Annotated in this window: 19 protein-coding genes and 1 pseudogene; 15 read left to right on the forward strand and 5 right to left on the reverse strand. The window is 72.5% G+C overall.

The features are described from left to right. The first annotated feature begins 48 nt into the window (after window positions 1-48). Window positions 49-1314, forward strand: a complete 1266-nt coding sequence (locus ABZ899_RS22295) for a sensor histidine kinase (RefSeq protein ID WP_361348780.1) — start codon at window positions 49-51, stop codon at window positions 1312-1314. Further along, on the forward strand, window positions 1311-1976 hold the full coding sequence (locus ABZ899_RS22300) for a response regulator transcription factor (protein WP_361348783.1): 666 nt from the start codon (window positions 1311-1313) through the stop codon (window positions 1974-1976). The genes ABZ899_RS22295 and ABZ899_RS22300 overlap by 4 nt, the downstream gene beginning before the upstream one ends. Here ABZ899_RS22300 and ABZ899_RS22305 read toward each other — a convergent pair. Next, on the reverse strand, window positions 1937-2221 hold the full coding sequence (locus tag ABZ899_RS22305) for a DUF6332 family protein (RefSeq protein WP_361348785.1): 285 nt from the start codon (window positions 2219-2221) through the stop codon (window positions 1937-1939). The two genes, ABZ899_RS22300 and ABZ899_RS22305, sit on opposite strands and share 40 nt — an antisense overlap. A 48-nt stretch (window positions 2222-2269) precedes the next feature. After that, window positions 2270-3487: an MFS transporter gene (locus tag ABZ899_RS22310; RefSeq protein WP_361348787.1), complete on the reverse strand. Its 1218-nt coding sequence runs from the start codon at window positions 3485-3487 to the stop codon at window positions 2270-2272. Between the two features lie 397 nt (window positions 3488-3884). On the opposite strand from ABZ899_RS22310, the gene ABZ899_RS22315 reads away from it, so the two are divergent. The 3 genes from ABZ899_RS22315 to lpdA all read left to right on the forward strand — a co-directional run bounded on the left by ABZ899_RS22315 (window position 3885) and on the right by lpdA (window position 7990). Beyond that, a complete protein-coding gene (locus ABZ899_RS22315; RefSeq protein WP_361348789.1) occupies window positions 3885-5363 on the forward strand; it encodes a glutamate--cysteine ligase in 1479 nt (492 codons plus the stop codon). Window positions 5364-5543: 180 nt separating this feature from the next. Beyond that, the gene (locus ABZ899_RS22320; RefSeq protein ID WP_361348792.1) at window positions 5544-6431 is read left to right on the forward strand and encodes a hypothetical protein; all 888 of its coding nucleotides are present in this window, start codon (window positions 5544-5546) and stop codon (window positions 6429-6431) included. A 146-nt stretch (window positions 6432-6577) separates the two neighbouring features. Further along, window positions 6578-7990, forward strand: coding sequence for a dihydrolipoyl dehydrogenase (gene lpdA, locus ABZ899_RS22325; RefSeq protein WP_361349238.1), 1413 nt, complete (start codon window positions 6578-6580; stop codon window positions 7988-7990). Here the strand turns inward: lpdA and ABZ899_RS22330 are convergent. Then, window positions 7980-9935: a cellulase family glycosylhydrolase gene (locus ABZ899_RS22330; protein WP_361348795.1), complete on the reverse strand. Its 1956-nt coding sequence runs from the start codon at window positions 9933-9935 to the stop codon at window positions 7980-7982. The two genes, lpdA and ABZ899_RS22330, sit on opposite strands and share 11 nt — an antisense overlap. Before the next feature lie 185 nt (window positions 9936-10120). On the opposite strand from ABZ899_RS22330, the gene ABZ899_RS22335 reads away from it, so the two are divergent. From ABZ899_RS22335 to ABZ899_RS22345, 3 genes are all read left to right on the forward strand, one after another. Beyond that, complete coding sequence (locus ABZ899_RS22335) at window positions 10121-10897, forward strand: class I SAM-dependent methyltransferase (protein ID WP_361348797.1); 777 nt, start codon at window positions 10121-10123, stop codon at window positions 10895-10897. A 144-nt stretch (window positions 10898-11041) separates the two neighbouring features. Further along, a complete protein-coding gene (locus ABZ899_RS22340; protein ID WP_361348800.1) occupies window positions 11042-13105 on the forward strand; it encodes a discoidin domain-containing protein in 2064 nt (687 codons plus the stop codon). A gap of 19 nt (window positions 13106-13124) precedes the next feature. Beyond that, complete coding sequence (locus ABZ899_RS22345; protein ID WP_361348803.1) at window positions 13125-13721, forward strand: TetR/AcrR family transcriptional regulator; 597 nt, start codon at window positions 13125-13127, stop codon at window positions 13719-13721. 12 nt (window positions 13722-13733) lie between these two features. Here ABZ899_RS22345 and ABZ899_RS22350 read toward each other — a convergent pair. Further along, window positions 13734-14533, reverse strand: a pseudogene (locus ABZ899_RS22350) (acyltransferase family protein). 315 nt (window positions 14534-14848) lie between these two features. On the opposite strand from ABZ899_RS22350, the gene ABZ899_RS22355 reads away from it, so the two are divergent. From ABZ899_RS22355 to ABZ899_RS22385, 7 genes are all read left to right on the forward strand, one after another. Further along, window positions 14849-15487 (forward strand): hypothetical protein, encoded by a 639-nt coding sequence (locus ABZ899_RS22355; RefSeq protein WP_361348806.1) that lies wholly within the window; start codon window positions 14849-14851, stop codon window positions 15485-15487. Window positions 15488-15601: 114 nt separating this feature from the next. Next, window positions 15602-16315: a class F sortase gene (locus ABZ899_RS22360; RefSeq protein ID WP_361348808.1), complete on the forward strand. Its 714-nt coding sequence runs from the start codon at window positions 15602-15604 to the stop codon at window positions 16313-16315. 103 nt (window positions 16316-16418) lie between these two features. Then, window positions 16419-18317: a molecular chaperone HtpG gene (gene htpG / locus ABZ899_RS22365; RefSeq protein WP_361348811.1), complete on the forward strand. Its 1899-nt coding sequence runs from the start codon at window positions 16419-16421 to the stop codon at window positions 18315-18317. Between the two features lie 94 nt (window positions 18318-18411). Further along, window positions 18412-18822 (forward strand): VOC family protein, encoded by a 411-nt coding sequence (locus ABZ899_RS22370; RefSeq protein WP_361348814.1) that lies wholly within the window; start codon window positions 18412-18414, stop codon window positions 18820-18822. 192 nt (window positions 18823-19014) lie between these two features. Continuing rightward, a complete protein-coding gene (locus ABZ899_RS22375; protein WP_361348817.1) occupies window positions 19015-20142 on the forward strand; it encodes a GNAT family N-acetyltransferase in 1128 nt (375 codons plus the stop codon). A gap of 170 nt (window positions 20143-20312) precedes the next feature. Continuing rightward, window positions 20313-21554: a DegT/DnrJ/EryC1/StrS family aminotransferase gene (locus ABZ899_RS22380; protein WP_361348819.1), complete on the forward strand. Its 1242-nt coding sequence runs from the start codon at window positions 20313-20315 to the stop codon at window positions 21552-21554. Window positions 21555-22004: 450 nt separating this feature from the next. Beyond that, complete coding sequence (locus ABZ899_RS22385) at window positions 22005-22457, forward strand: phospholipase (RefSeq protein ID WP_361348822.1); 453 nt, start codon at window positions 22005-22007, stop codon at window positions 22455-22457. 63 nt (window positions 22458-22520) lie between these two features. Here ABZ899_RS22385 and ABZ899_RS22390 read toward each other — a convergent pair whose 3' ends face one another. Next, complete coding sequence (locus tag ABZ899_RS22390; RefSeq protein WP_361348825.1) at window positions 22521-24782, reverse strand: heavy metal translocating P-type ATPase; 2262 nt, start codon at window positions 24780-24782, stop codon at window positions 22521-22523. Between the last annotated feature and the right edge of the window lie 25 nt (window positions 24783-24807).

Below are 24807 nucleotides of genomic sequence, written 5' to 3' on the forward strand. Positions count from 1 at the left end.
ACGCGCGGGTGACGCCGCCGCGTGGCCCGCGCGTCTAGCGTGGCCACCATGGACGAGCAGCAGGCACACCGGCCCGGCGGTCCACCGGCGTGGTGGCGGCACGGGCCGCCGTGGTGGAACCGCCGGGACGACGACGGGGAGCGCGCTCCCCGGTGGCCCTGGCGCTCCACCGCGCTGGTCGCCTTCGTCGTGCTGGTCGGCTCCTCGTTCGCGGCCCGCGGGCAGCAGGACGGGCGTCAGGACCTCGACCCGTTCGCCCGGGCACTGCTGTTCGTGGCGTCGGCCCCGCTGCTGTGGCGCGGGCGGTACCCCGTGCCGGTCGCCCTCGGCACCTCGGCGGCCGCCCTGGTCTACCTGGCCGCCGGCTACCCCTACGGCCCGGTCTTCCTGCCCGTCGCCGTGGCCTGCTTCAACGCCGTCGTCACCGGGCACCGGTGGGCCGCCTGGACGGCCGTCGGAACACTGTGGGCCGGGCACGTCCTCGTCGGCCACTGGCTGTACCGCCGGCTGCCGCCCGCCGGGGACGGGGCCGCCCCCTGGGGGCAGGAGGCGGTCGTCGCCGCCTGGGTCGTCGCCGTCGTGGCGGTGTCGGAGCTGGCGCGGGCCCGCCGTGAACAGTGGGCGAGGGAACGGGCCGAACGGGCCCAGGCGGCCCGGCGGCGCGCCGACGAGGAGCGGTTGCGGATCGCCCGCGAACTGCACGACGTCCTCGCCCACAGCATCTCGGTGATCAACGTCCAGGCGGGTGCCGGCCTCGCCCTCCTGGACACCGACCCCGAGCAGGCGCGCACCGCGCTCACCACCATCAAGGCCCAGAGCAAGGAGGCGCTCGGCGAGGTCCGCCAGGTCCTCGACACCCTCCGCGCGCCCGGCGCCGCCCCGCGCGCCCCCGCCCCCGGCCTGGCCCGGCTGCCCGAACTGGTGGCCCAGGCGGCCGGCGCCGGGCTCACCGTCGAGGTCGAGGGCGAGCCGCCACCGCTTCCCCCGGGCACGGACCTCGCGGCCTTCCGGATCGTCCAGGAGGCCCTCACCAACGTCGTACGCCACTCGGGATCGCGGCGCGCGCGCGTGCGGTTCGAGCAGGCGGACGGGCCGACGCTCCGGCTGCGCGTCGACGACGACGGCCCGGCGACCGGCGCCGACGCGGGCGGCAGCGGCAACGGCCTGGCCGGGATGCGGGAGCGTGCCGCCGCGCTCGGCGGCACGATCGAGGCGGGCCCGCGCGGCGACGGCGGCTTCCGGGTCCTGGCCGTCCTGCCGCTCACGACGTCGAAGCGCGCGAAGAACGTGACCCCCCAGGAGGAGGACCGGTGATCCGCGTAGTGCTCGCCGACGACCAGTCACTCGTGCGGGCCGGTTTCCGGGCCCTGCTCGACGCGCAGCCGGACATCGAGGTGGCCGGGGAGGCCGCGGACGGCGAGGAGGCGGTGCGCTCGGTGCGCGAACTGCGGCCGGACGTGGTGCTCATGGACATCCGGATGCCCGTGCTCGACGGGCTCGCGGCGACGCGCGGGATCACCGGTGACAGCGCGCTGGAGGACGTGAAGGTGGTCATGCTCACCACCTTCGAGCTGGACGAGTACGTCTTCGAGGCGATCCGCTCGGGCGCTTCGGGGTTCCTGGTGAAGGACACCGAGCCGGACGAACTCCTGCGCGCGGTCCGGGCGGTGGTCGACGGGGACGCGCTGCTCTCGCCGGGCGTGACCCGGCGCCTGATCGCCGAGTTCGCCGCCCGTTCCAAGGAGCCCGCGGCCGCCGACGCCCTGGCCCGTCTGACCGAACGGGAACGCGAGGTGATGGCGCTGGTCGGCATCGGCCTGTCCAACGAGGAGATCGCCCGCCGCCTGGTGGTCAGCCCGCTCACCGCGAAGACCCACGTCAGCCGGACGATGGTGAAGCTGGGCGCCCGTGACCGGGCCCAACTGGTGGTGCTGGCCTACGAGTCCGGTCTGGTCCGGCCGGGCTGGCTGGGCTGAGCGCCCGGCCGGAACCGGGTCAGCACGCTCACGACCCGGGCGACGAACAGCAGAACGGCGACGGTGGCGCCCACGGCGAGGAGCGCGCGGCGCACGCCGGGCGGCACGTCGAGGACGAACACCGGTCCCACGACGGCGCCGGACACCACGGCCGCCGCGAACGTCGCGCTGCACAGCGCGTAGCCGATCTCGACGGTGATCGCGTCCCGCTCGGCCTGCCCGCGCCGTCCCCCGTGATCGCCCATGGCGCGAGTCTCGCAGCGGACGCGAGCCGGAACAAGCCGGCCGGAGGCTCAGGCCGTACCCGGCCGGTCCGGTGCCGCGCTCCGCGTCGCGGCCCCGATGAGCGTGGCGACCGCCGCCAGCAGGGCGACGCTGGTGAGCGCGACGGGCAGGGAGAACCAGTCCGCCATGAAGCCGATGGCCGGGGGACCCAGGAGCATGCCGCTGTAGCCGAACGTGGAGGCCAGGGCCACTCCGCTCGGCCCGGCGACCGTGCCGGCGCGTTCGACGGCCACCGGGAAGAGGTTGGCCAGCCCGAGCCCGGTGACCGCGAAGCCCAGGAGGGCCGCCCACAGGGACGGGGCGAGAGAGCCGAGCAGCATCCCGGCCGCCGCGGTCGCGCCGCCCGCGACGACGGTCCGGCCGTGGCCGAGCCGTTCGAGCAGGGTCGTGCCCGTGAGCCGGCCCACCGTCATGGAGAGCGCGAAACAGGAGTAGCCGAGGGCGGCGACGCCGGGCGCGGCCCCCAGATCCTCCTCCAGATGCAGCGCGCCCCAGTCGGCCATGGCCCCCTCGCCGTAGGCCGTGCACCCGGCGATCAGCCCGAAGACGATCACCAGCCGGCGGGTGCGGGGGTCCCGGCGGCCGGGCGTCGCGCTCGGCCGGTCCGGTGCCGCGGTGGCCGGCGGGCCGTACCGCAGCAGGGTGCGGCCCGCCACGGCGGTGACCACCAGTCCGACGACGGTGAGGCCCGCCAGGTGCCATGTGGGGGAGAGGGCCCCGGCGACCAGCCCGCCGAGCAGGGCGCCGGCCATCCCGCCGAGGCTGAACGCCGCGTGGAAGCTGGGCATGACCGGCCGGCGCAGCGCGGTCACCAGGTCGACGGCGGCGCTGTTGAAGGCGACGTTGATGCTGCCGTACGCGGCGCCGAACAGCACGAGCACGACGCCGAGGGCGAGCGCCGAGTGGGTCAGCGGGGGCAGGGCGACACTGAGGCTGAGCAGCACGGCGCAGACGACGGTGACCCGGTGGCTGCCGTAGCGGCGGCACAGGCGCCCGGTGAACACCATCGTGACCACGGCCCCGGCCGAGACGCCGAGGAGGGCCAGGCCGAGCGCGCTGGCCGAGGCGCCGGTCTGCTGCTTGATGGCGGGGATACGGACCACCCAGCCGGCGAAGAGGAAGCCGTCGAGGGCGAAGAAGACGGTGATGACGACGCGAAGACGGCTGAGCGGGCTGAGGGGGCGGCGCACGACGCTGTGCGACCGTGATTTGTTTATTTGCGGCACAAATGCAGGCTAGGCGGGTACCTCGCACGGGGCAATCCCCGCCGGCCTGTGCTTCTGCCCTCAGGCGGCGGCGGTGAGGTGGCCGCCCATCGAGGTCAAGCCCTCGGTCGCGGGCAGTTCGCGGCGGGTCCTTACGTCCAGATGCCCGGCGGTGGACGGTCGCTTTCGGGGAGGGCTCCCGGCAGGCGCGCCTGGGCCACGTCGACACCCACTGGACCGATCCGCGGCCCCGTCCCTCTCGCGGACCCGGGGCGCCGTCTAATTTGTTCGTATTTGACACAAAAGCCCGCTCCGGGCCCGTACCGGACGGCTCTCACGCCGCCGGCTGTCCGAGGGGCGGCCGAGGTGGGACTCTGGGACACGACAAGCGACCGCCGAGGGAACTCGGGAGGGTCCCATGGGACGCGATGTGCCGGCCCTGGTGTTCACGCGGGAGGACCGCCGCCGCTACCGGGAGAAGATGCACACCTGCCTCGACGTGCTGGCGCAGATGCTGCGCGAGTCGACGTTCGAGAGCGAGCGCCCGCGGGTCGGGCTCGAGATCGAACTGAACCTCGTCGACGACGACGGGCTGCCGGCGATGCGGAACACCGAGGTGCTCGGGGCCATCGCCGACCCCGCCTGGGCCAGCGAGCTGGGCCGTTTCAACCTGGAGATCAACATCCCGCCCCGGGAGCTGACGACCGGCGGCCCGGGCGACTGGGAGCAGGAGATCCGTGACGCCCTCAATCACGCCGAGGACCGCGCCTCGGCGGTCGGCGCCCACCTGATCATGATCGGGATCCTGCCGACCCTCGGTGAGGACGACGTCAGCGAGGCCGCGCTGTCCGGCGACCCGCGCTACCGGCTGCTCAACGAGCAGATCTTCGCGGCTCGCGGCGAGGACCTGTGCATCGCCGTGGACGGCGAGGAGCGCCTGTCCACCTATGCGGACACGATCACGCCCGAGGCCGCCTGCACGAGCACCCAGTTCCACCTCCAGGTCGCGCCGAAGGACTTCGCGGCCTACTGGAACGCCGCCCAGGCCATCGCCGGCGTGCAGGTCGCCCTGGCCGCGAACTCCCCGTACCTCTTCGGCCGCGAACTGTGGCGCGAGACCCGGATCCCGCTGTTCGAGCAGGCCACGGACACCCGCCCGGTGGAGATCAAGGCCCAGGGCGTCCGGCCTCGGGTGTGGTTCGGCGAGCGGTGGATCACCAGCGTCTTCGACCTGTTCGAGGAGAACGTGCGCTACTTCCCGGCCCTGCTGCCGCTGTGCGACGACGAGGACCCGCGCGCGCTGCACAAGCAGGGCGAGGTCCCCGAACTGAGCGAGCTCACCCTGCACAACGGCACCATCTACCGCTGGAACCGGCCCGTCTACGCCGTCACCGACAGCGGACCGCACCTGCGGATCGAGAACCGCGTCCTGCCCGCCGGCCCCACCGTCTCCGACACCATCGCCAACGGCGCCTTCTACTACGGCCTCACACGCGCCCTGATCGACGAGGACCGGCCCATCTGGTCGCGGATGTCGTTCGCGGCGGCGGAGGAGAATCTGCACACCGCCGCCCGCGACGGCATCGACGCCCGTCTGTACTGGCCCGGCATGGGCGAAGTGCCCGCCGCCGAAATGGTGTTGCGGCGGCTGCTGCCGCTCGCCCACCGGGGCCTGGAGCTGGCCGGGATGGACACCGGGTGGCGCGAGCCGCTGCTGGGCATCATCGAGCAGCGCTGCGTCACCGGGCGCAACGGCGCGCTCTGGCAGGCCGAGACCGTGCACCGGCTGGAGAAGGGATCGTCCTGCGACCGGCGGGAGGCGCTGCGCCGGATGACCAGGTCGTACATGGACTACATGCATCTCAACGCGGCCGCGCACACCTGGCCGGTGGACTGACCGGCACCGCCGCGGACACCGGTGCCCGCACACTTCCCGCCGGATCTGCGCAGGAGTATCACTCGGGCTGCACACAGCCCGTCCATGGCCTCGTTAGCGTTCTCCCAGTTCGGCCCCCGGCGCGAACACGACCAGGCCGCGGCTGAACCCGATGGCGCAGGCAACCCAGGAAGACCACCGATGGACTACTGCTCCTCGTGCCGCCGGCACCTCAACGGGGCTCTCGTGTGCCCCGGGTGCGGCGCCTACGCCCCGGACATCGCCCCCACCGCCGCGGGTCCCGCCCGGCCGGCCACGCCGGGCCCGGCCGCGTCCGGCGGGCAGGCGTCCGGCGGGCAGGCGTCCGGCGGGCCGGTGGACACCGGGCCATGGTTCGACGCCTCCTTCCACGACGGCACCGCGCGTGCGGGGGACCCGGCCGAGGACGACCCGGACCTGCTCGAGGGCGTCGAGGGCGCCGAGGCCGTGACCGCCGCGCCCCAGGGCCGGGCGGCCCGGCGGCGCCAGCGGGCCCGCTGGAAGAAGAACCAGCGCCGGGCCGTGGTCGCCACCGCCGTGGCCCTGGTCGGCGGCGGACTCACCCTCACCTCCCTGGACCGCCAGTCCGGCGACCGGGCCCAGGCGGCCACCGCACCCGAACAGCCGCACATCGGCCTGTCCGGAGAGCCGCACACCGAGCCCGAGGACCCGGCGACGACCGCCCCCTCCGACGACCCCGGGGACCCGCGCGGCAGCACCCCGGCCGCACGGCCGTCGACCACCGACGTGGCGCGGGAACCCCTGTCCTCCTCGCACACCACCACCCGCCGCATCACCCGCCCGGACGCCGCCTCCACCCCGCGTCCGGCCACCCCCGAGGCGCCCCGCACACAGCCGTCCTCCCCGCCCGCCACCACGGCACCCGGCACCGGCGGCGGCAACCCGTCCGGCGGGCAGCAGCAGGCGCCGGACCCCGCCCCCACGGACGACACCGGCACCGGCGCCGCCCCGGCGCCTAACAACCCCCAGGCACCGCAGGACACCTCGCCCGCGCAGCTCTGCGTGCTCGACCTGCTCTGCCTCGGCTGACGCGTGGACCCCGCCTGAGATCACCGTCACGTGACGGTGACGCCGCGAAACCGCGCGCCTGAGGTCATGCTGGTAGGAGCCGGCCGCCGTCCCGGCGCGCCCGGCACCGGCAGGAGCAGTTGGTGGCACTCAGGAGGGAACTCCCCATGGTCGAGCAGGACGATCGCTTCGACGTCGTGGTCCTCGGCGCCGGACCCGGCGGCTACGTCGCCGCGGTCCGTGCCGCGCAGCTGGGCAAGCGGGTCGCGGTCGTGGAGGAGAAGTACTGGGGAGGCGTCTGCCTCAACGTGGGCTGCATCCCCACCAAGGCGCTGCTGCGCAACGCCGAACTGGCGCACATCGTCACCCGCGAGGCGAAGACCTTCGGCATCAGGAGCGACGGGGAGATCAGCTTCGACTACGGCGAGGCGTTCCGGCGCAGTCGCAAGGTGGCCGACGGCCGGGTCAAGGGCGTCCACTACCTGATGAAGAAGAACAAGATCACGGAGCTCGACGGCCGCGGCACGTTCCTCGACCCGCACACCCTCCAGGTGGCCGGCTCCGACGGCTCCACCCGGACCATCGGCTTCGACCACTGCGTCATCGCCACCGGCGCCACGACCAGGCTGCTGCCCGGCACCCGGCGCAGCGACCGCGTGGTGACCTACGAGGAGCAGATCCTCACCGACGAGCTGCCCCGGTCGATCCTCATCGCCGGCGCCGGAGCGATCGGCGTGGAGTTCGCCTACGTGCTGCACAACTACGGCGTGAAGGTCACCATCGTCGAGTTCCTGGACCGGATGGTCCCGCTGGAGGACGCCGAGGTCTCCGCCGAGCTCGCCAAGCAGTACCGCCGGCTCGGCATCGACGTGCTCACCTCCACCCGGGTCGACGCCGTCGACGAGTCCGGTGAGCAGGTGCGTGTGACCGTCACCGGCAAGGACGGCGCGCAGCAGGTGCTGGAGGCCGACAAGGTGCTCCAGGCGATCGGCTTCGCCCCCAACGTCTCCGGCTACGGCCTGGAGAACACCGGTGTGCGGGTCACGGACCGCGGCGCCATCGACATCGACGGCCGCTGCCGTACGTCCGTCCCGCACATCTTCGCCATCGGGGACGTGACGGCGAAGCTGATGCTCGCGCACGCCGCCGAGGCGATGGGTGTCGTCGCCGCCGAGACCATCGCGGACGCCGAGACGATGGAGCTCGACTACACGATGATCCCGCGCGCCACCTACTGCCGGCCGCAGATCGCCAGCTTCGGCTGGACCGAGGCACAGGCCCGCGAGCGGGGATTCGACGTGAAGGTGGCGAAGTTCCCGTTCACGGCGAACGCCAAGGCGCACGGCCTCGGCGACGCCACCGGCTTCGTCAAGCTGATCAGCGACGCGAAGTACGGCGAACTCCTCGGCGGGCACCTCATCGGCCCGGACGTCACCGAGCTGCTGCCCGAACTGACCCTGGCCCAGCAGTGGGACCTCACCGTCCACGAGGTCGCCCGCAACGTCCACGCCCACCCGACCCTCGGCGAGGCCCTGCAGGAGGCGGTGCACGGCCTGTCCGGGCACATGATCAACCTCTAGCCAGGGGACGGCAGTACAGCGCGTCCGGGGTCCGGGCCGAGCCGATCCGGCCGGTGTACGCGATCCCGGCCGCGTACTCGCCGTCGGCGCACTGCCCCTTGTAGCGGCCGTACGCGAAGTCGCCCCCCTCGGGCGCCGCCCCGCGCGCGTCCCCCCGGTCGAACCAGACCGTACGGCCGCCCGCGCCGAGCGTCCCGGCCGGGGCGGTCGCGCACAGGGCGGCCGAGACCGCCGCCCCGCGCACGCTGTACCCGGCGAGGAACTGCCCCTCGGCGCACTGCAGTTTGGTGTACCCGGACGCCCAGTCGCCGCCGGGCCGGACGTGCCGTTCGTCGCGCACCACCTCGTGCCCGAGGGCGGGACCGCCCAGGGCGCCCGTGGTCACGTCCGAGCACAGTCCGCGGTTCCCGGTGTGGGCGAGGCCGAGCAGCCGCTGCCCGTCGGGGCAGACGGCCTTGCGGGCTCCCGGGTCGAAGTCGGGCAGCGCGCGCATCCGCCGGGACTGGACGAAGTCGCCGTGGTCGGGGCTGAGCTGGGACCACTCGGCGGTCCTGGCCACCGGTCCGGTACGCCCGCGGGCCCCGACGAGCCGCCGCCACGCCGGGGCGCGCCAGTCGTCGCCGTCGTACACCCCCATCCGGTGCCCCGCGGCGTCCCAGTGCAGCAGGGCCCAGCCGTTGCCGCCGCGGTTCTCGTGCCAGCCGACGAGCGGCCAGAACGCGAAGTCGGCGTCGGCGCGGATGAGCTGGTCCACGAAGTTCTCGAACCAGGCGCGCGGCTTCGCGGCCGTCTCCGCCCGGCCCCCGACCCCGAACTCGCTGATCCACAGGGGAGCGGTGAAGTGCTGGTCCTGCTCGGCGGAGACGAAGAAGGCCTGGCGGTTCAGCACGGCGACGAGGTCGTCGGGGCTCAGGTCGCGGTAGCGGGGGTCGCTGGTCTCGCCGATGCCGGTGGCGCCGCTGTGCCGGGGGCCCGTGTAGTCGTAGAAGTGGGCCGAGTAGACGAGCTTGCCGGAGTCGACGAGTGTGTGCGAGAGCTGCCGGGCGGGTTCCAGGGTGGGGCGCTCGTGCGGCAGGCCGTCGACGGGGACGCCGGTCCAGTTGATGCCCTCGACCACGATGAGCAGGTCCGGGTTCGCCTCCAGGAGGATGCGGTCGCCGACGCGCTGGGAGGCGGCGAACCAGTCGTGGTCGTCGCCGAGACCCCAGTTGGGGTCGTCCCACACCGAGCGGCGCACCTCGTTGTACAGGTCGGCGCCGACCACCCGGGGGTTGTCCCGGTACCGGCGGGCCATGAACAGCCAGTCCTCCTCCCAGTCGGCGGTCGAACGGCTCGCGTTCCAGCGTTCGTTGCCGTCGACCCCGCAGCACCACCGGGTGGTGTTGGTGTGGTTGTTCAGGATCACCGCGAGCCGTGCGTCGGTGAGCGCGCGCACCACCGCGTCGTACACCTGCAGCGGGGTCCTCCCGCGCAGGCCGGGGTTGGCGGCGACGGCGTCGTCCGTCACGGGACGGGTGTCGTGGACCATCTCGTTGGAGAAGGGCAGCCGCACGCTGTTGATGCCGATCTCCTGGAAACCCGCGATGATCTCGGCCATCGGCGCGCGGTCGAGACCGAGGGGGATCCGGCCGGAGTTCTCGCCGGCGTGGTGGTTCGCGTCGTCCGCCACGTCGCCCGAGCCGTTCCACGTGCCGCTCGCGCCGTGCCAGTTGCCGGACCGCAGCCTGAACCGGTCGCCGTCCGCGTCGACGATCCAGCGGCCCCGGGTGCTCAGCGGCGGCGTCCAGTCCTCCGCCACGGGCGCGGGGGAGACGGACGCCTCGACGGCGGGCTCCACCGCGGCCCGGGCCCCGGGCACGACCGCGACCGGAGCCACGAGGATCACCGCGGCGAACGCCGCCCTCACCAAGGAACCGCGCACGGCCACCCTCCGCCTTCTTGACATGGCTATGTCATATTCGCGACGGAACCACGGTAATGCAGGAACAGCCCTACGGCACAGGGGCGTTCGAGCCGCCGACGGGCTCTCGCCGCGCGTGGGGCGCCCGTGCCAGGAGTCGCCCCTGTGGCGCACCGCCGCCACAGTGCGCATCCTCGGTGGTAACGCGAACCCAGGGAGGCACGAACCCCATGCCGGCCAAGAACCTCACCGCCAACCGCGCCGCTCTCGGCCATCGCCTCCGCTACGCCCTGCACCACCCCGAACGCGTGCCCCGCCATCTGGTCCGCTCGGCCCGCGACCTGTGGCTGCGGCGCCGCCACCGGGACCACGTCTCCTACTACCGGGCCGTGATGCGCTCCGACACCCGTGCCGACCCGGACGCGGCCGTCGGCAGCGCGAACCGGGAGCGGTGGCTGGCGCTCGGCGCGATGCAGTTCGACTACCTGGTCGGCCACGGTCTGCGCCCCGAGCACCGGATGCTGGAGATCGGCTGCGGCAACCTGCGCGGCGGCTGGCGGTTCATCCGCCATCTGGAGCCGGGCCACTACTACGGCATCGACATCTCACCCGACATCCTGTTCGCCGCCCAGGACACCGTCGTGGAGATGGGCCTGCAGGCGCGGCTGCCGACCCTCACCCCCGTGCGCGACCTCAGTTTGGCGTTCCTGCCCGACGCCCACTTCGACGTGGTGCACGCCCACAGCGTCTTCTCGCACTCGCCGCTGCCCGTCATCGACCAGTGCCTCGCCCACATCGGACGGGTGCTGGCGCCGGGAGGCTGGTTCGACTTCACCTTCGACCGCACCGAGGGCCAGGAGCACCAGGTCCTGCGGGAGGACTTCTACTACCGCACCGAGACCCTGCTGGCACTGGCCGAGAAGCACGGGCTGCGGGCCCGCTTCATGACGGACTGGGAACGGCTCCCGCACGGGCAGTCCAAGATCCGCGTCAGCCACTCGGGGTGAAGCGCCGAGTCCCCGTCGGCGACGCGAGCAGGTCATCCGTCCCGGACTCTTGACTCGTTCGGCGGTACTCGCGATCCTCGTCGCACATTGAGCGAGGTCATGACAACGCGGCCTCGCGCCGTCGCCGACCGAGGGACGTGGGCCGTGACCAGTGCCGGACGCCCGTACCGCAGACGCAAGAACGTCACCGTGGTGTCGCTCCTCCTGCTCGTGCTGTCCCTCGCGCTCGGTCCCACCCCGAGCGCCTCGGCCGGCACCGACTGGTGGAACCCCACGGCCAGGCCCGCGCCGGACTCCGGCATCGGGGTGACCGGCGAGCCCTTCACCGGCACCGACGCCCGCGGCGACGTGCGCGGCTTCGTCGACGCCCACGACCACATCTTCGCCAACGAGGCCTTCGGCGGGCGCCTGATCTGCGGCAAGCCCTTCTCCGACAAGGGCGTGGCGGACGCCCTCAAGGACTGCCCGGAGCACTACCCCGACGGCTCGCTCGCCGTCTTCGACTTCATCACCAAGGGCGGCGACGGCCGGCACGACCCGGTCGGCTGGCCCACCTTCAAGGACTGGCCGGCCCACGACTCGCTGACCCACCAGCAGAACTACTACGCCTGGATCGAACGGGCCTGGCGGGGCGGGCAGCGCGTCCTCGTCAACGACCTCGTCACCAACGGCGTGATCTGCTCCGTGTACTTCTTCAAGGACCGCTCCTGCGACGAGATGACGTCCATCCGGCTCCAGGCGAAGCTGACGTACGACCTCCAGGCGTACATCGACCGGATGTACGGCGGTCCCGGAAAGGGCTGGTTCCGGATCGTCACCGACAGCGGACAGGCCCGCCAGGTCATCCAGCAGGGCAAGCTAGCGGTCGTCCTCGGCGTCGAGACGTCCGAGCCGTTCGGCTGCAAACAGATCCTCGACATCGCGCAGTGCGACCAGGAGGACATCGACAAGGGCCTGGACGAACTCCACGCACTGGGCGTGCGCAGCATGTTCCTGTGCCACAAGTTCGACAACGCGCTCTGCGGGGTCCGCTTCGACTCGGGCACGCTCGGCACCGCCATCAACGTGGGTCAGTTCCTGTCCACCGGCACCTTCTGGAAGACCGAGAAGTGCGCCGGCCCGCAGCACGACAACCCGATCGGCAACGCGACGGCGGCCGAGGCCGAGAAGAAGCTCCCGGCCGGCACCAATGTCCCCTCGTACAGCGCCGACGCCCAGTGCAACGTCCGCGGGCTCACCGCCCTCGGCGAATACGCCGTCCGGGGCATGATGAAACGCAAGATGATGCTCGAGGTCGACCACATGAGCGTCAAGTCCGCCGGCCGCGTCCTCGACATCTTCGAGTCCGCCTCCTACCCCGGCATCCTGTCCTCGCACAGCTGGATGGACCGGGAGTGGACCGAACGCGTCTACGGTCTCGGCGGCTTCACCGCCCAGTACATGAACGGTTCCGAGCAGTTCGTCGCGGAGGCGAGGCGCACCGAGGCGCTGCGCGACAAGTACGGCGTCGGCTACGGCTACGGGACCGACATGAACGGCGTCGGCGGCTGGCCGGCCCCGCGCGGCGCGGACGCACCCGACAAGGTGACCTACCCCTTCCGCAGCGTCGACGGCGGCTCCGTCATCGACCGTCAGAGCACCGGCGAGCGCACCTGGGACATCAACACCGACGGGGCCTCCCACTACGGACTCGTCCCGGACTGGATCGAGGACATCCGGCGCGTCGGCGGCCAGGACACCGTGGACGACCTGTTCCGCGGTGCCGAGTCCTACCTCGGCACCTGGGCCGCCTCCGAACGGCACGCGGCCGGGACGAACCTCGCGCGCGGAGCGACGACGACGGCCAGCTCGTCGGAGTGGAGCCTGTTCACCAGCTACCAGCCCGGCCGGGCCGTCGACGGCGACGGGAGCACCCGCTGGGCCAGCGACTGGAGCGACGACCAGTGGCTCACGGTCGACCTCGGCTCCACCCAGCTGGTCGGACGGGTCACCCTCGACTGGGAGCGGGCGTACGGCAAGGCGTACCGCGTCGACCTGTCCACCGACGGCTCCACCTGGCGCACCGCCTGGTCCACGACGTCCGGCGACGGCGGCCTCGACACCGCGAGATTCGCCGGGACACCGGCCCGGTACGTCCGCGTCCAGGGCCTGGACCGGGGCACCGACTGGGGGTACTCCCTCTACGAGGTGGGCGTCCACAGCGGCTGACACCCACGAGAGGGTCTCCATGGCACGACTGCCGTCCGCGGAGCGGCGGCGACAGCTCACCGAGGCGGCGATCAGAGCGATGGCCCGGGACGGCGTCCCCCGGACGACGACCCGGTCCATCGCCGCCGAGGCGGGTGTCTCGCTGAGCGTGTTCCACTACTGCTTCGACTCCAAGCAGGAGCTGATCGAGTCCGTCATCACCACCATCACCGGCCACTACGTACGGCTGGTGAAGGAGGCCCTGCGCCCCCGCGCGACCCTCGAGGACACCGTCCGCGCGGGCTTCCAGGCGTACTGGGACCACGTCCGCGCACACCCGGACGAGCACATGCTCACCTACGAGCTCACCCAGTACGCCCTGCGCCGGCCCGGCTTCGAGCGCCTGGCCCGGCGCCAGTACGAGCTGTACGCCGCCACCTACACCGAGCTGATCGACCAGCTGCACGACACGATGGGCCTGCGCCTGCGGGTGCCCGTCCCGGTCCTCGCCCGCTATCTGGCGGCCATGACCGACGGACTGACCCTGAACTACCTGGTGCTCGGTGACGACGCCGCCTGGACCGGAATCCTCGACACGGTCACCGCCCACGTCGCGTCACTGGTGCGCGAGCCCTGACCCCCGCACGGCTCAGCCACGTGCGGGCGCGCCCCGGCCCCCGCCCCGCTCCGCCGCCTCCCGCCGGAACAGCCATGCCGTCCGCGGCTCGACCAGCGGGCGCAGGGCACGCCGCACAGGCGGCGTGCCCTGCAGCGTCACCACGGCCGCCGCCAAGCGGTCACGACCAGCGCCCTGAGCGGCCCGTGGACCCACGCCGGGTCGTACCAGCCGAAGTGCCCGGCCGCCCGGGCGACGAAGCCGTGCAGCAGATGGCCGAACAGGGGGCCCGTGCCCAGCACCGTGCACCACGTCCGCCGCCCCGGCCCCCAGGCCCGGAAAGCGCGTGGCCGGCATCGCCACGACGAGCGCCACCGGAACGGCGTACCGAAGCCGTCGCCACAGCGGCGCCGTGAGCCGCCACACGGACAGCGCCACCAGGAACCACGTCGGATACCGGGGGTCCAGCAGGCTGAGCGGCCGGTCGGGCTCCCCGTCCGTCCACCGGGTGAAGAGGGGGTAGGCCGGCTCGAAGACCACGTACGGCACGAGCAGACCCCTGACCAGCCGTTTCAGCTGCTCCGGACGGGCTTCAAAGGTCCGCGACAAGTAGCCCTAACGGTGATGAAGGCCGGCATGTGAAAGGCGTACAAGAGCATGCACAGCGCGTCGACGGTCCGGCCGCCGTACCGCTGCGGTTCCCAGGCGTGCCCCACCGCCACCAGCACGATCGCCGCGTACTCGGCATGGTCGAAGAAGGCGTCACGCTGTCGGGAAACCGCAGGTCGAGGCGGTGCGGAGCGCTCTGGAACGGCCTCGGCCGCCCGGCTCACCACACCGCCTCCCGGGCGGCGCGCGCGGCCCCCGCCCGGGAGCCGCCGGCTCCCGGAGGCAGAACGGTACGGTCACTGGACGTCGGCATCCCCCGCCTCTCACCACTTCCGGGTGATCCGAACACCCACGGTGGGATGCCCCTGGTCACAGGGGCGCGGGCGCCCGCTCATTCGGCCGTCAGGGTGTGCGGGTAACCCATGTGATCGCTTCGAATGGTGCCGCCGGTGGACATGGCTGACGGTGGATCACGTCAAGGCCTGGCTCCAGTGGTGATGAAGCGTCAGCCGCCCAGGCCGTGACGGGAGGACTCACTTATGCGCCCTGTTCGCATGCTGCTCGCCACCGCGACGGCCACGGCCGCGCTGGCGATCGCACCCGCCGCTCACGCCGTCACCACCGGTGACTGGGACAACAACGACGACACGGCCCACAGCAAGGAGCACAAGTCCGAGGACCACGGCAAGTCCGAAGAGCACGGCAAGTCCGAGGACCACGGCAAGTCCGAGGACCACGGCAAGTCCGAGGAGCACGACCAGTCTCACAGCAAGGAGCACGACAAGGAGGGCAAGCACGACGGTCCGCGCGGCGGGGTCCACACGGGTGGCGGAGCGCTCGCCTCCGTCATGAACGGCGACGACTGGGGCGGCGACAACCCCAAGCACGACCCGGACAGCTACCGGAACAAGGAAGACCACGGCAAGGACTGGAAGTCCGAGGAGAAGGGCGACTCGTGGGGCGGCGGTGACCACGGCGAGGACTCCTGGGGCGGCGACCACGAGGAGGAGTCGTGGGGCGGCGGCGGTGACCACGGCAAGCCGCGCGGCGGGATGCACACCGGCGGCGGCGGCCTCGCCACGCCCGGTGTGACGACCGCCGGCCTGGCCGTCCTCGGGGTCGCGGGCGCCGGCATGTACGCGATGCGCCGCAAGAAGGTCGCCGGGTCCGTGGCCTGAGCCGCACCCGATCCGACCCGGTCCGTCGAGGCCGCCGCACGCGCCCTGCGCGTCGCGGCGGCCCCGCCCGCCCCCCAGCCAGTCCGCTGCCCGTCCCAGTGAGGTGGTTCCCCGATGGACGCCGGCCGTCCCTCCGTCCCCCAGCCCGACCCGGCCGGTCCCGACGCCCCGTCCGCGCACTCGCGGCGGACGCGACGTGTGGCCGTGGTGTTCTGGACCGCCATCGCCGCCACCGTCCTCGTCACGGTGTTCTCCGGCGGCCGGAACGAGGGGAGCCGGGGTGTCGGCGCTCCCCACGCCCCGCCCGCCGCCGCCTCCTCCGCGCCCGCGACGGCCGAGCCCGACGGACCCGACGCGCGCCCCGGGGGCAAGCACCTGCCCAGGTCCCGCCCGGTGCGCCTGCGCATCCCGAAGATCTCGGTCGACGCCCCCTTCACCGACCTCGCCATCGGTGCCGGCGGACGCCTCGAACCCCCGCCCGCCCACGACACCAACCTCGTCGGCTGGTACGCGAAGGGGGCCTCGCCCGGCGAGACGGGGACGTCGATCATCGCCGGACACGTCGACACGGCCACGTCCGCCGCCGTCTTCGCCAACCTGTACCAGCTGGCGAAGGGGGACCGCTTCGAGGTGCGGCGCGCCGACGGGCGCAAGGCCGTCTTCGAGGTCGACGAGACACAGACCTACGACAAGGACAGCTTCCCGAGCGAGCGCGTGTACGAGGACACCCCCGGCGCCCAGGTCCGGCTCATCACCTGCGCGGGCGACTACGACCGCCAGGTCAGGGACTACACCGCCAACCTCGTCGTCTTCGCCCACCTCGTCTGAGCGGCCCGGGGACGTCCCACGGTCCTGCTCTCCGCGCCGGCCTCGTGTCCTACAGTGACTGCTACCAGTTCCGGTGAACGAACCTGTGAGGTAGTCGCGAACCATGCCGACCGAGACGTTTGAGTTCCAGGTAGAGGCCCGTCAGCTGCTGCAGCTGATGATCCACTCGGTCTACTCGAACAAGGATGTCTTCCTCCGCGAACTCGTCTCCAACGCCTCCGACGCGCTCGACAAGCTGCGCCTGGACAAGCTGCGGGACGACACGCTCGACGCCGATGTGTCCGACCTGCACATCGCGATCGACGTCGACAAGGAGGCCCGCACCCTCACCGTGCGGGACAACGGCGTCGGGATGTCGTACGACGAGGTCGGACGGCTCATCGGCACCATCGCCAACTCCGGCACCGCCACCTTCCTCAAGGAGCTGCGGGAGGCCGAGGACGAGAAGGGCGCCGAAGGCCTGATCGGCCAGTTCGGCATCGGCTTCTACTCCGGCTTCATGGTGGCCGACGAGATGACCCTGGTGACCCGGCGGGCCGGCGAGGCCCACGGCACCCGCTGGTCGTCGCGAGGCGAGGCCACGTACACGCTGGAGAGGGTCGAGGACGCCCCCCAGGGCACCTCCGTCACCCTGCACCTGAAGCCCGCCGACCCGGAGAACCAGCTCCACGACTACACCTCGCCGTGGAAGATCCGGGAGATCGTCAAGCGGTACTCGGACTTCATCACCTGGCCGATCCGCATGGCCCCGGAGACCGCCGACGGCGACGGCACGCCCGAGCCGGAGACGCTGAACTCGATGAAGGCCCTGTGGGCGCGCTCGCGCGACCAGGTCACCGACGACGAGTACCACGAGCTGTACAAGCACATCAGCCACGACTGGCGCGAACCGCTGGAGACCATCCGCCTCCAGGCCGAGGGCACCTTCGAGTACCAGTCCCTGCTGTTCCTGCCCTCGCACGCCCCGTACGACCTGTTCTCCCGCGACTACAAGCGCGGTGTCCAGCTGTACGTGAAGCGCGTGTTCATCATGGACGACTGCGAGGCACTGCTCCCGCCCTACCTGCGGTTCGTCAAGGGCGTCGTGGACGCGGCCGACCTCTCCCTGAACGTCTCCCGCGAGATCCTCCAGCAGGACCGGCACATCCGGATGATGCAGCGCCGGCTCACCAAGAAGGTGCTCTCCACGGTCAAGGAGATCATGACCAAGGACGGCGAGCGCTACGCCACGTTCTGGCGGGAGTTCGGCACCGTCCTCAAGGAGGGCCTGGTCACCGACTCCGAGAACAGCGCGGCCATCCTCGCCGTGGCCTCCTTCGCCACCACCCGCTCCGAGGACGAGCCGACCACTCTGGCGCAGTACGTCGAACGGATGGGCGACGACCAGAAGGACATCTACTACATCACCGGCGAGTCCCGGCAGAGCATCGAGAACTCCCCGCACATGGAGGCGTTCCGGGACAAAGGCATCGAGGTGCTGCTGCTCACCGACCCCGTCGACGAGGTGTGGGTCGACGCCGTCGGCGAGTACCAGGGCAAGAAGCTGCGGTCCGTCACCAAGGGCGAGATCGACCTGGACGCCAAGGGCGACGAGAAGGCCGACGAGGAGCGGGAGAAGCAGGCCGAGGACTACGCCGGACTGCTCGGCTGGATGCGGGAGCGGCTGGAGGAGGACATCAAGGAGGTCCGGCTGTCGACCCGGCTGACGGTCTCGCCCGCCTGCGTCGTGTCGGACGCGAAGGACCTGACCCCGGCCCTGGAGCAGATGTACCGCGCCATGGGCCAGGAGGTGCCGCGCACCAAGCGCATCCTGGAGCTCAACGCCGACCACCCGCTGGTCAAGGGCATGAACCAGGCGTTCAAGAACGACGACGACCGTACGCGCCTCGCCGAGTCCGCCGAACTCCTGCACACCTTGGCGGTACTCGCCGAGGGCGGCCAGGCCAAGGACCCCGCGCGGTTCGTGAAGCTGGTCGCGGAGCGCATGGAGCGCACCCTGTAGCCGGTCGCGTGCCCCGTACGGCCGTGAGCGCGGGCCGCTGTCAGTGGCCCGCGCTACGTTCCTCGGAGTGTGCTCCCTCACTCCAGGAGGAATCATGGCCTCGCGACTCAACCCGTACATCATGTTCGCCGGCGACGCCCGCCAGGCGCTGGAGTTCTACCAGCAGGTCTTCGGCGGCACCCTCGACGTCAACACCTACGCGGCGTTCGGCCAGAAGGACTCCCCCCTGGCGGACAAGATCATGCACGGCAGGCTGGAGACCCCGAGCGGCTTCACCCTCATGGGCGCCGACACCCCCACGGACGACTACCGCCCCGGCAACAACATCGCGGTGAGCCTGAGCGGCGACGACGAGGCTGAGCTGCGCGGGTACTGGGAGAAGCTGTCCGACGGCGCCACGGTGGGCGTGCCGCTGGAGAAGCAGATGTGGGGCGACGTCTTCGGCATGTGCACGGACCGGTTCGGCACCACCTGGATGGTGAACATCGCCGGTCAGGCCGGCTGAACGCACACCGCCGGGACGTACGGGCCCGGCGGCGGCCGACCCCAAGCGCTGCTAAAGGATTCTTCACCTACCTTGACAGTGTGCGTACTGCTTCGCCACGTTTGATCCTCGCCACGAAGTTCGACATCGGGGGAGACGGTGGCGACGCGCCCGCAAGCGCGTCCGGGGGGACATCTGGGGGGAGCGGTCGCCATGCGATCCACGAACGCCATCACCATTCACAGACCCGAGGACCTGAGCGGCCCGCTGCGCGAGGCGTGGCACCGGGCCATGGACGAGTCGCCGGAGTACGCCAACCCGTTCCTGTCACCGGAGTTCGCGCTCGGTGTGGGCCGGTACCGCGCGGGCGCGCGGGTGGCCGTCCTGCACCGGCGGGGGGAGGCCGTCGGCTTCCTCCCGTACGAACGCAACGCCCTGGGCGTGGGCCGGGCCATCGGCCTCGGGCTGTCCGACTGCCAGGCACTGGTGCACCGGCCCGGCGTCACCTGGGACACCCGTCAACTGCTGCGGGCGTGCGGCCTGTCCGTCTTCGAGTTCGACCACCTCGTCGAGGAGCAGCGGCCGTTCGCGCCGTACGTCACCGGCACCTTCGCCTCGCCCGTGCTGGACCTGAAGCCCGCCGAGGGCGACTATCCGGCCTGGCTGCGGGCCACCTATCCGGGGCAGGCCAGGACGACGCTGAAGAAGGAGCGCCGGCTCGGCCGGGACGCGGGCGAGGTCCGGTTCGTGTACGACGAACGCGACCCGCGCGTACTGCGCACCCTCATGCGCTGGAAGTCCGCCCAGTACCGCAGGACAGGGCGGATGGACCGGTTCTCCCGACCGTGGATCGTCGGCCTCGTCGACCACCTCTTCCACGTCCGCGAGGACCACTTCACCGGCATCCTGTCCGTGGTGTACGCCGGGGACCGGCCCGTCGCCGCACACTTCGGGCCCCGTTCGCGCACGGTGCTCGCCGCCTGGTTCACCGCGTACGACCCCGAGTTCGCGTACTACTCGCCCGGCCTGATGATGCACCTGCGGATGGCCTACGCCGCGGGCCGGGACGGCGTCACCCTCATGGACATGGGGCGCGGCGAGAAGGAGTACAAGGACTGGCTCAAGACCCGTGAGCTGCGCGTGGCCGAAGGGTTCGCGACGCGCCCCCACCCGGTCGCGGCGGCCCAGCGGATGTGGCGCAGACCCGTGCGCGGCCTGCGCAACACCGTCCTCGCCCACCCCGCCCTGCGCGACCCCGCCGACCGGCTGCTGAAGACCGCCGGCGGCCTGCGCACCTCCGTCACGTCCCGCGCACGCGGGACCGGCGCCCGCACCCGCTGAGCACCGCCCCCTCCCGCCCCACCGCCGTCGTCCGCACCCCGCCGGGGTCAGGGGCCTGGCCGGACACGCCCTGGACCGCCCCCGCGAGACGGTCGCGCACGACATCCGACAGCCCGCACCGGCCAGCCCCGGGACGGACCTTCGCCGAAGCTCTCACGGAAGAGGTGACCATGCCGTACGGATCGCGGCTCGCCGCGATGATGACGCGGCGCATCGGACGCGAATGCGTCTACACGCCCTCGGCCCGACTCGCCCTCTACCTGGCGCTGCGGCGCTGGTGCCGGCCGGGTGGACGCGTCCTGATGTCCCCGGTGAACGACGACGTGATCCTCTTCGTCGTCCTCGCCGCCGGACTGCGCCCCGTGCAGGCGCCCGTCTCCCGCTGGGACGGCAACATCGACCCGGACGCCGTGCCGGAGTCGACCTGGCGCGAGATCGACGCCGTCCTGACCACCAACCTGTACGGCCTGCCCGACCGCGTCGTCGAGCTGCGGCGCCGCTGCGAGGCGCTCGGCATCCCGCTGATCGAGGACGCCGCGCACGCCATCGGCACCCATGTCGACGGACAGCCCATCGGAACCTTCGGCACGGCCGCCGCGTTCAGCCTCTCCAAGCACGTCGCGGCGACGGCCGGCGGCTTCCTCGCCGTCGAGGACGCGGGCGCCCGGCGCGAACTGGAACGGCTGCGCGACGACCTGCTCACCCCGCGCAGGCTGCGGGCCGACCTGACCGTCACCCTGCGCCCCCTGGCCCGGTCCGCGGTCCGCTCCCTCCATCTGGTGCGGCCGGTGTGGCGCACCATGCAGCGGCTCGGCCTGCTGGAGCGCGACGACTTCCGGATGGCCCTGCACGCCCCCCGCCTCACCGCCAGCGCCCCGCGCGCCCCCAGCCTCGCCGCGTACGAGCCGTGGGTCCGGGTCGACCTGCACGGCTTCCGCGCCCGGCACGGCGCGCTGGTGCGCGGGCAACTGGGGCTGCGCATGGCCCTGCTCGACGGCGACCTCGCCCGCCGCAGGGACGGCGTCTCCCGGCTCGCGGGCACCACCTGGGCCAGCCCGGCGCTGCGTGAGCGGACCGCGCACGACGGCCCGCCCGCCCTCTTCCGGGTCCCGCTGCTGGTCCACGACCGCGACGCGCTGGTGGACCGCCTCGTCGACCGCGGTGTGGTGACCGGGTACATCTACGACCCGCCGCTCGACGACTACGCGGGCGCCGAGTTCGTGGAACCGTCCCCGGACCCCTCGGCGGCCCGCTGGTTCGCTGGGCACGTCCTGCCGGCCGACCCCCTCCTGGCCCGCGGGATCGCCGCCTCCCTGACCAAGGAGCGGGTCACGCCCGCGCACCCGCCGCTCACGCCCCGCGCGGGCGAGCCGGACGCCGCGGCCACACCGCCCGCCCCACTGGGCCAGTGACGGCAGGCCGCCGGGTGGCGGGCCCGTCGAGCACTTCTCCACCGGCACGACGGCGGCTCTGGAGGAACCGCGGGCACGCCCCCCGGCCGGGGTCCGGCGGCTGACCGCCATCCTGCGCTCGGCCGCAGGAAGGCCCTCGTCCGCACCCGGTCGACGGGGCGCGGGCACGTGACGCTCGACCGGTCCCTCCGCCCGGCCAACGTCCTTGACGTGCCACGTCCTTCGCGTCCGCCGGCACCGCCTCGTCGTCGCCGACGGGGCCTGGATCCACACGCGGGTGCCCCGGCCTCGCACGCCTCCTGTGGTGACGCCGGGGCGCCACGGCCTTGTCAAGACCGCGAGTTGACGGGCTGTCGGGCGCTCACGGAGTAAACGACCGTTCAGGTGTCAATCATGTTGTCATGAACCTGCGGTCCGACGGGCGGGCCGCAGCCTCATGGAGGTGTGGAAATGCGCCGCCCACTCACCACCGCTCTCGCCGCCTCGGCCGTGTCCGTCGCGACTCTCGTCGTCCTCGCACCGGCCGCCCAGGCCGCTCCCGCGGACAAGCCCCAGGTGCTGTCGAGCTGGACGCAGACGTCCGCGTCCAGCTACAACACCTGGGTCGCCGCCCGCTCCAACCAGTCCGCCTGGGCCGCCTACGGCTTCGACTGGTCCACCGACTACTGCTCCACGTCCCCGGACAACCCCTTCGGCTTCCCGTTCTCCACGTCCTGTGCGCGGCATGACTTCGGCTACCGCAACTACAAGGCCCTGGGCACGTTCAACGCGAACAAGTCCCGTCTGGACAGCGCCTTCTACGAAGACCTCAAGCGCGTGTGCGCCGGCTACAGCGGCGCCTCCAAGAGCGCCTGCGACAGCACGGCGTGGACCTACTACCAGGCCGTGAAAGCCTTCGGCTGAGCCACCGGCACACGGCGGAGGGGCGCCGCACACGCGGCGCCCCTCCGTTCGCTCCCGGCCCCCTCAGTCCGCGGCCCGGAAGGACCGCAGCCGCAGGGAGTTGCCGACCACGAAGACCGAGGAGAAGGCCATCGCCGCCCCCGCGATCATCGGGTTGAGCAGACCGGCCGCGGCCAGCGGCAGCGCGGCGACGTTGTAGGCGAACGCCCAGAACAGGTTGGACCGGATCGTGCCGAGCGTACGGCGGGCGAGCCGGATGGCGTCGGCGGCGGCGCGCAGGTCGCCGCGCACCAGGGTGAGGTCGCCCGCCTCGATGGCCGCGTCCGTGCCGGTGCCCATCGCGAGCCCCAGGTCGGCCTGGGCCAGCGCGGCCGCGTCGTTGACGCCGTCGCCCACCATGGCGACCGAACGCCCCTCGATCTGGAGGCGCTTGACGATGTCGGCCTTGTCCTGCGGCAGCACCTCGGCGATCACGTCCTCGGCCGCGATACCGACCTCACGGGCGACCGCCTGGGCGGCGCGGCGGTTGTCACCGGTCAGCAGCATCGGCGTCAGACCGAGGCTCCGCAGCCGCGCGACGGCCTCCCGGCTGGTCTCCTTCACCGCGTCGGCGACCTCCAGCACCGCCCGTGCCGCCCCGTCCCAGGCCACCACGATCGCGGTACGGCCGGCCGCCTCGGCGCCCTCCCGGGCCTGCCGCAGCTTCTCCGGCAGCTCCGACTCATGCTCCGCCAGCAGGCTTTCGCGGCCCACGAGCACCGCGCGTCCCTCGACCACGCCCCGCACGCCGAGCCCCGGCACGTTCGCGAAGTCCTCGGGCGCGGGAAGCGATCCGAGCCGCGCCCGGGCCCCCTCGGCCACCGCGCGGGCGACCGGGTGCTCGGAGGAGTGCTCCAGCGCCCCCGCCAGCCGCAGGACGTCCTCCTCCGCGGTGCCGGCGGCGGTGTGCACGGCGAGCAGTGTCATCCTGCCGGTCGTGACGGTGCCCGTCTTGTCCAGGAGCACGGTGTCGACCCGGCGCGTGGACTCCAGCACCTCGGGCCCCTTGATCAGGATGCCGAGCTGGGCGCCGCGCCCGGTGCCCACCAGGAGCGCGGTCGGCGTGGCCAGGCCCAGGGCGCAGGGGCAGGCGATGATGAGCACGGCCACGGCGGCGGTGAAGGCGGCCGCAGGGCCGGCGCCGTTGCCCAGCCAGAAGCCGAGGGTGCCCAGCGCGAGGACGATGACGACGGGCACGAACACGGCGGAGATCCGGTCCGCCAGCCGCTGGGCGGCGGCTTTGCCGTTCTGCGCGTCCTCCACCACCCGGGCCATCCGCGCGAGCTGGGTGTCCGCCCCGACACGCGTCGCCTCGACGACGAGCCGGCCGCCCGCGTTCAGCGTCGCACCCGTGACCGGGTCGCCCGCGGTCACCTCCACCGGCACGGACTCGCCGGTCAGCATCGAGGCGTCCACCGCGGACGACCCCTCGACCACCGTGCCGTCGGTGGCGATCTTCTCCCCGGGACGGACCAGGAAACGGTCGCCCACGGCCAACTGCGCGATGGGGCGGGTGGTCTCGGTGCCGTCCGGGTCCAGCACGGTGACGTCCTTGGCGCCCAGCTCCAGCAGGGCCTTCAGGGCCGCGCCCGCCTTGCGCCGGGAGCGGGCCTCGAAGTAGCGGCCAGCCAGGAGGAAGGCGGTGACACCGGCGGCCGCCTCCAGATAGATGTTCCCCGAGCCGTCGCCGCGGGCGATCGTCAGCTCGAAGGGGTGCGTCATACCCGGCTCGCCGGCCGAGCCGAGGAACAGAGCCCACAGCGACCACAGGAACGCGGCCGACGTACCGACCGAGATCAGGGTGTCCATGGTGGCGGCGCCGTGCCGCAGATTGGTGAACGCGGCCCGGTGGAAGGGCCAGGCGGCGTAGGTCACGACGGGCGCCGCCAGAGTGAGCGACAGCCACTGCCAGTACTCGAACTGGAGCGCCGGGACCATCGCCATCGCGACCACGGGCACCGCCAGGACCACTGCGGTCACCAGCCGCTGCCTGAGCGGCCGCAGTCCGTCGTCCTCGGTCCGGTCCCGGTCCGCCGGCTCCTCGGGGGCGGGCGGCGCGGGTTCCCGGGCGGTGTACCCGGTGGCCTCCACCGTCGCGATCAGATCCGGGACGGTGACCCCGGCGGCGAAGCTGACCCTGGCCTTCTCGGTCGCGTAGTTGACGGTGGCGCTCACGCCCTCCATGCGGTTCAGCTTCTTCTCGACGCGCGCCGCGCACGACGCGCACGTCATGCCGCCGATGACGAGCTCCACGTCGCTCGTCCGGCCGGTCGCGGTGGTGGTCATCGCTGCTCCTGGTGCGGGATACGGG

The sequence above is a fragment of the Streptomyces sp. NPDC046859 genome, assembly GCF_040645135.1.
Lineage (GTDB): Bacteria > Actinomycetota > Actinomycetes > Streptomycetales > Streptomycetaceae > Streptomyces.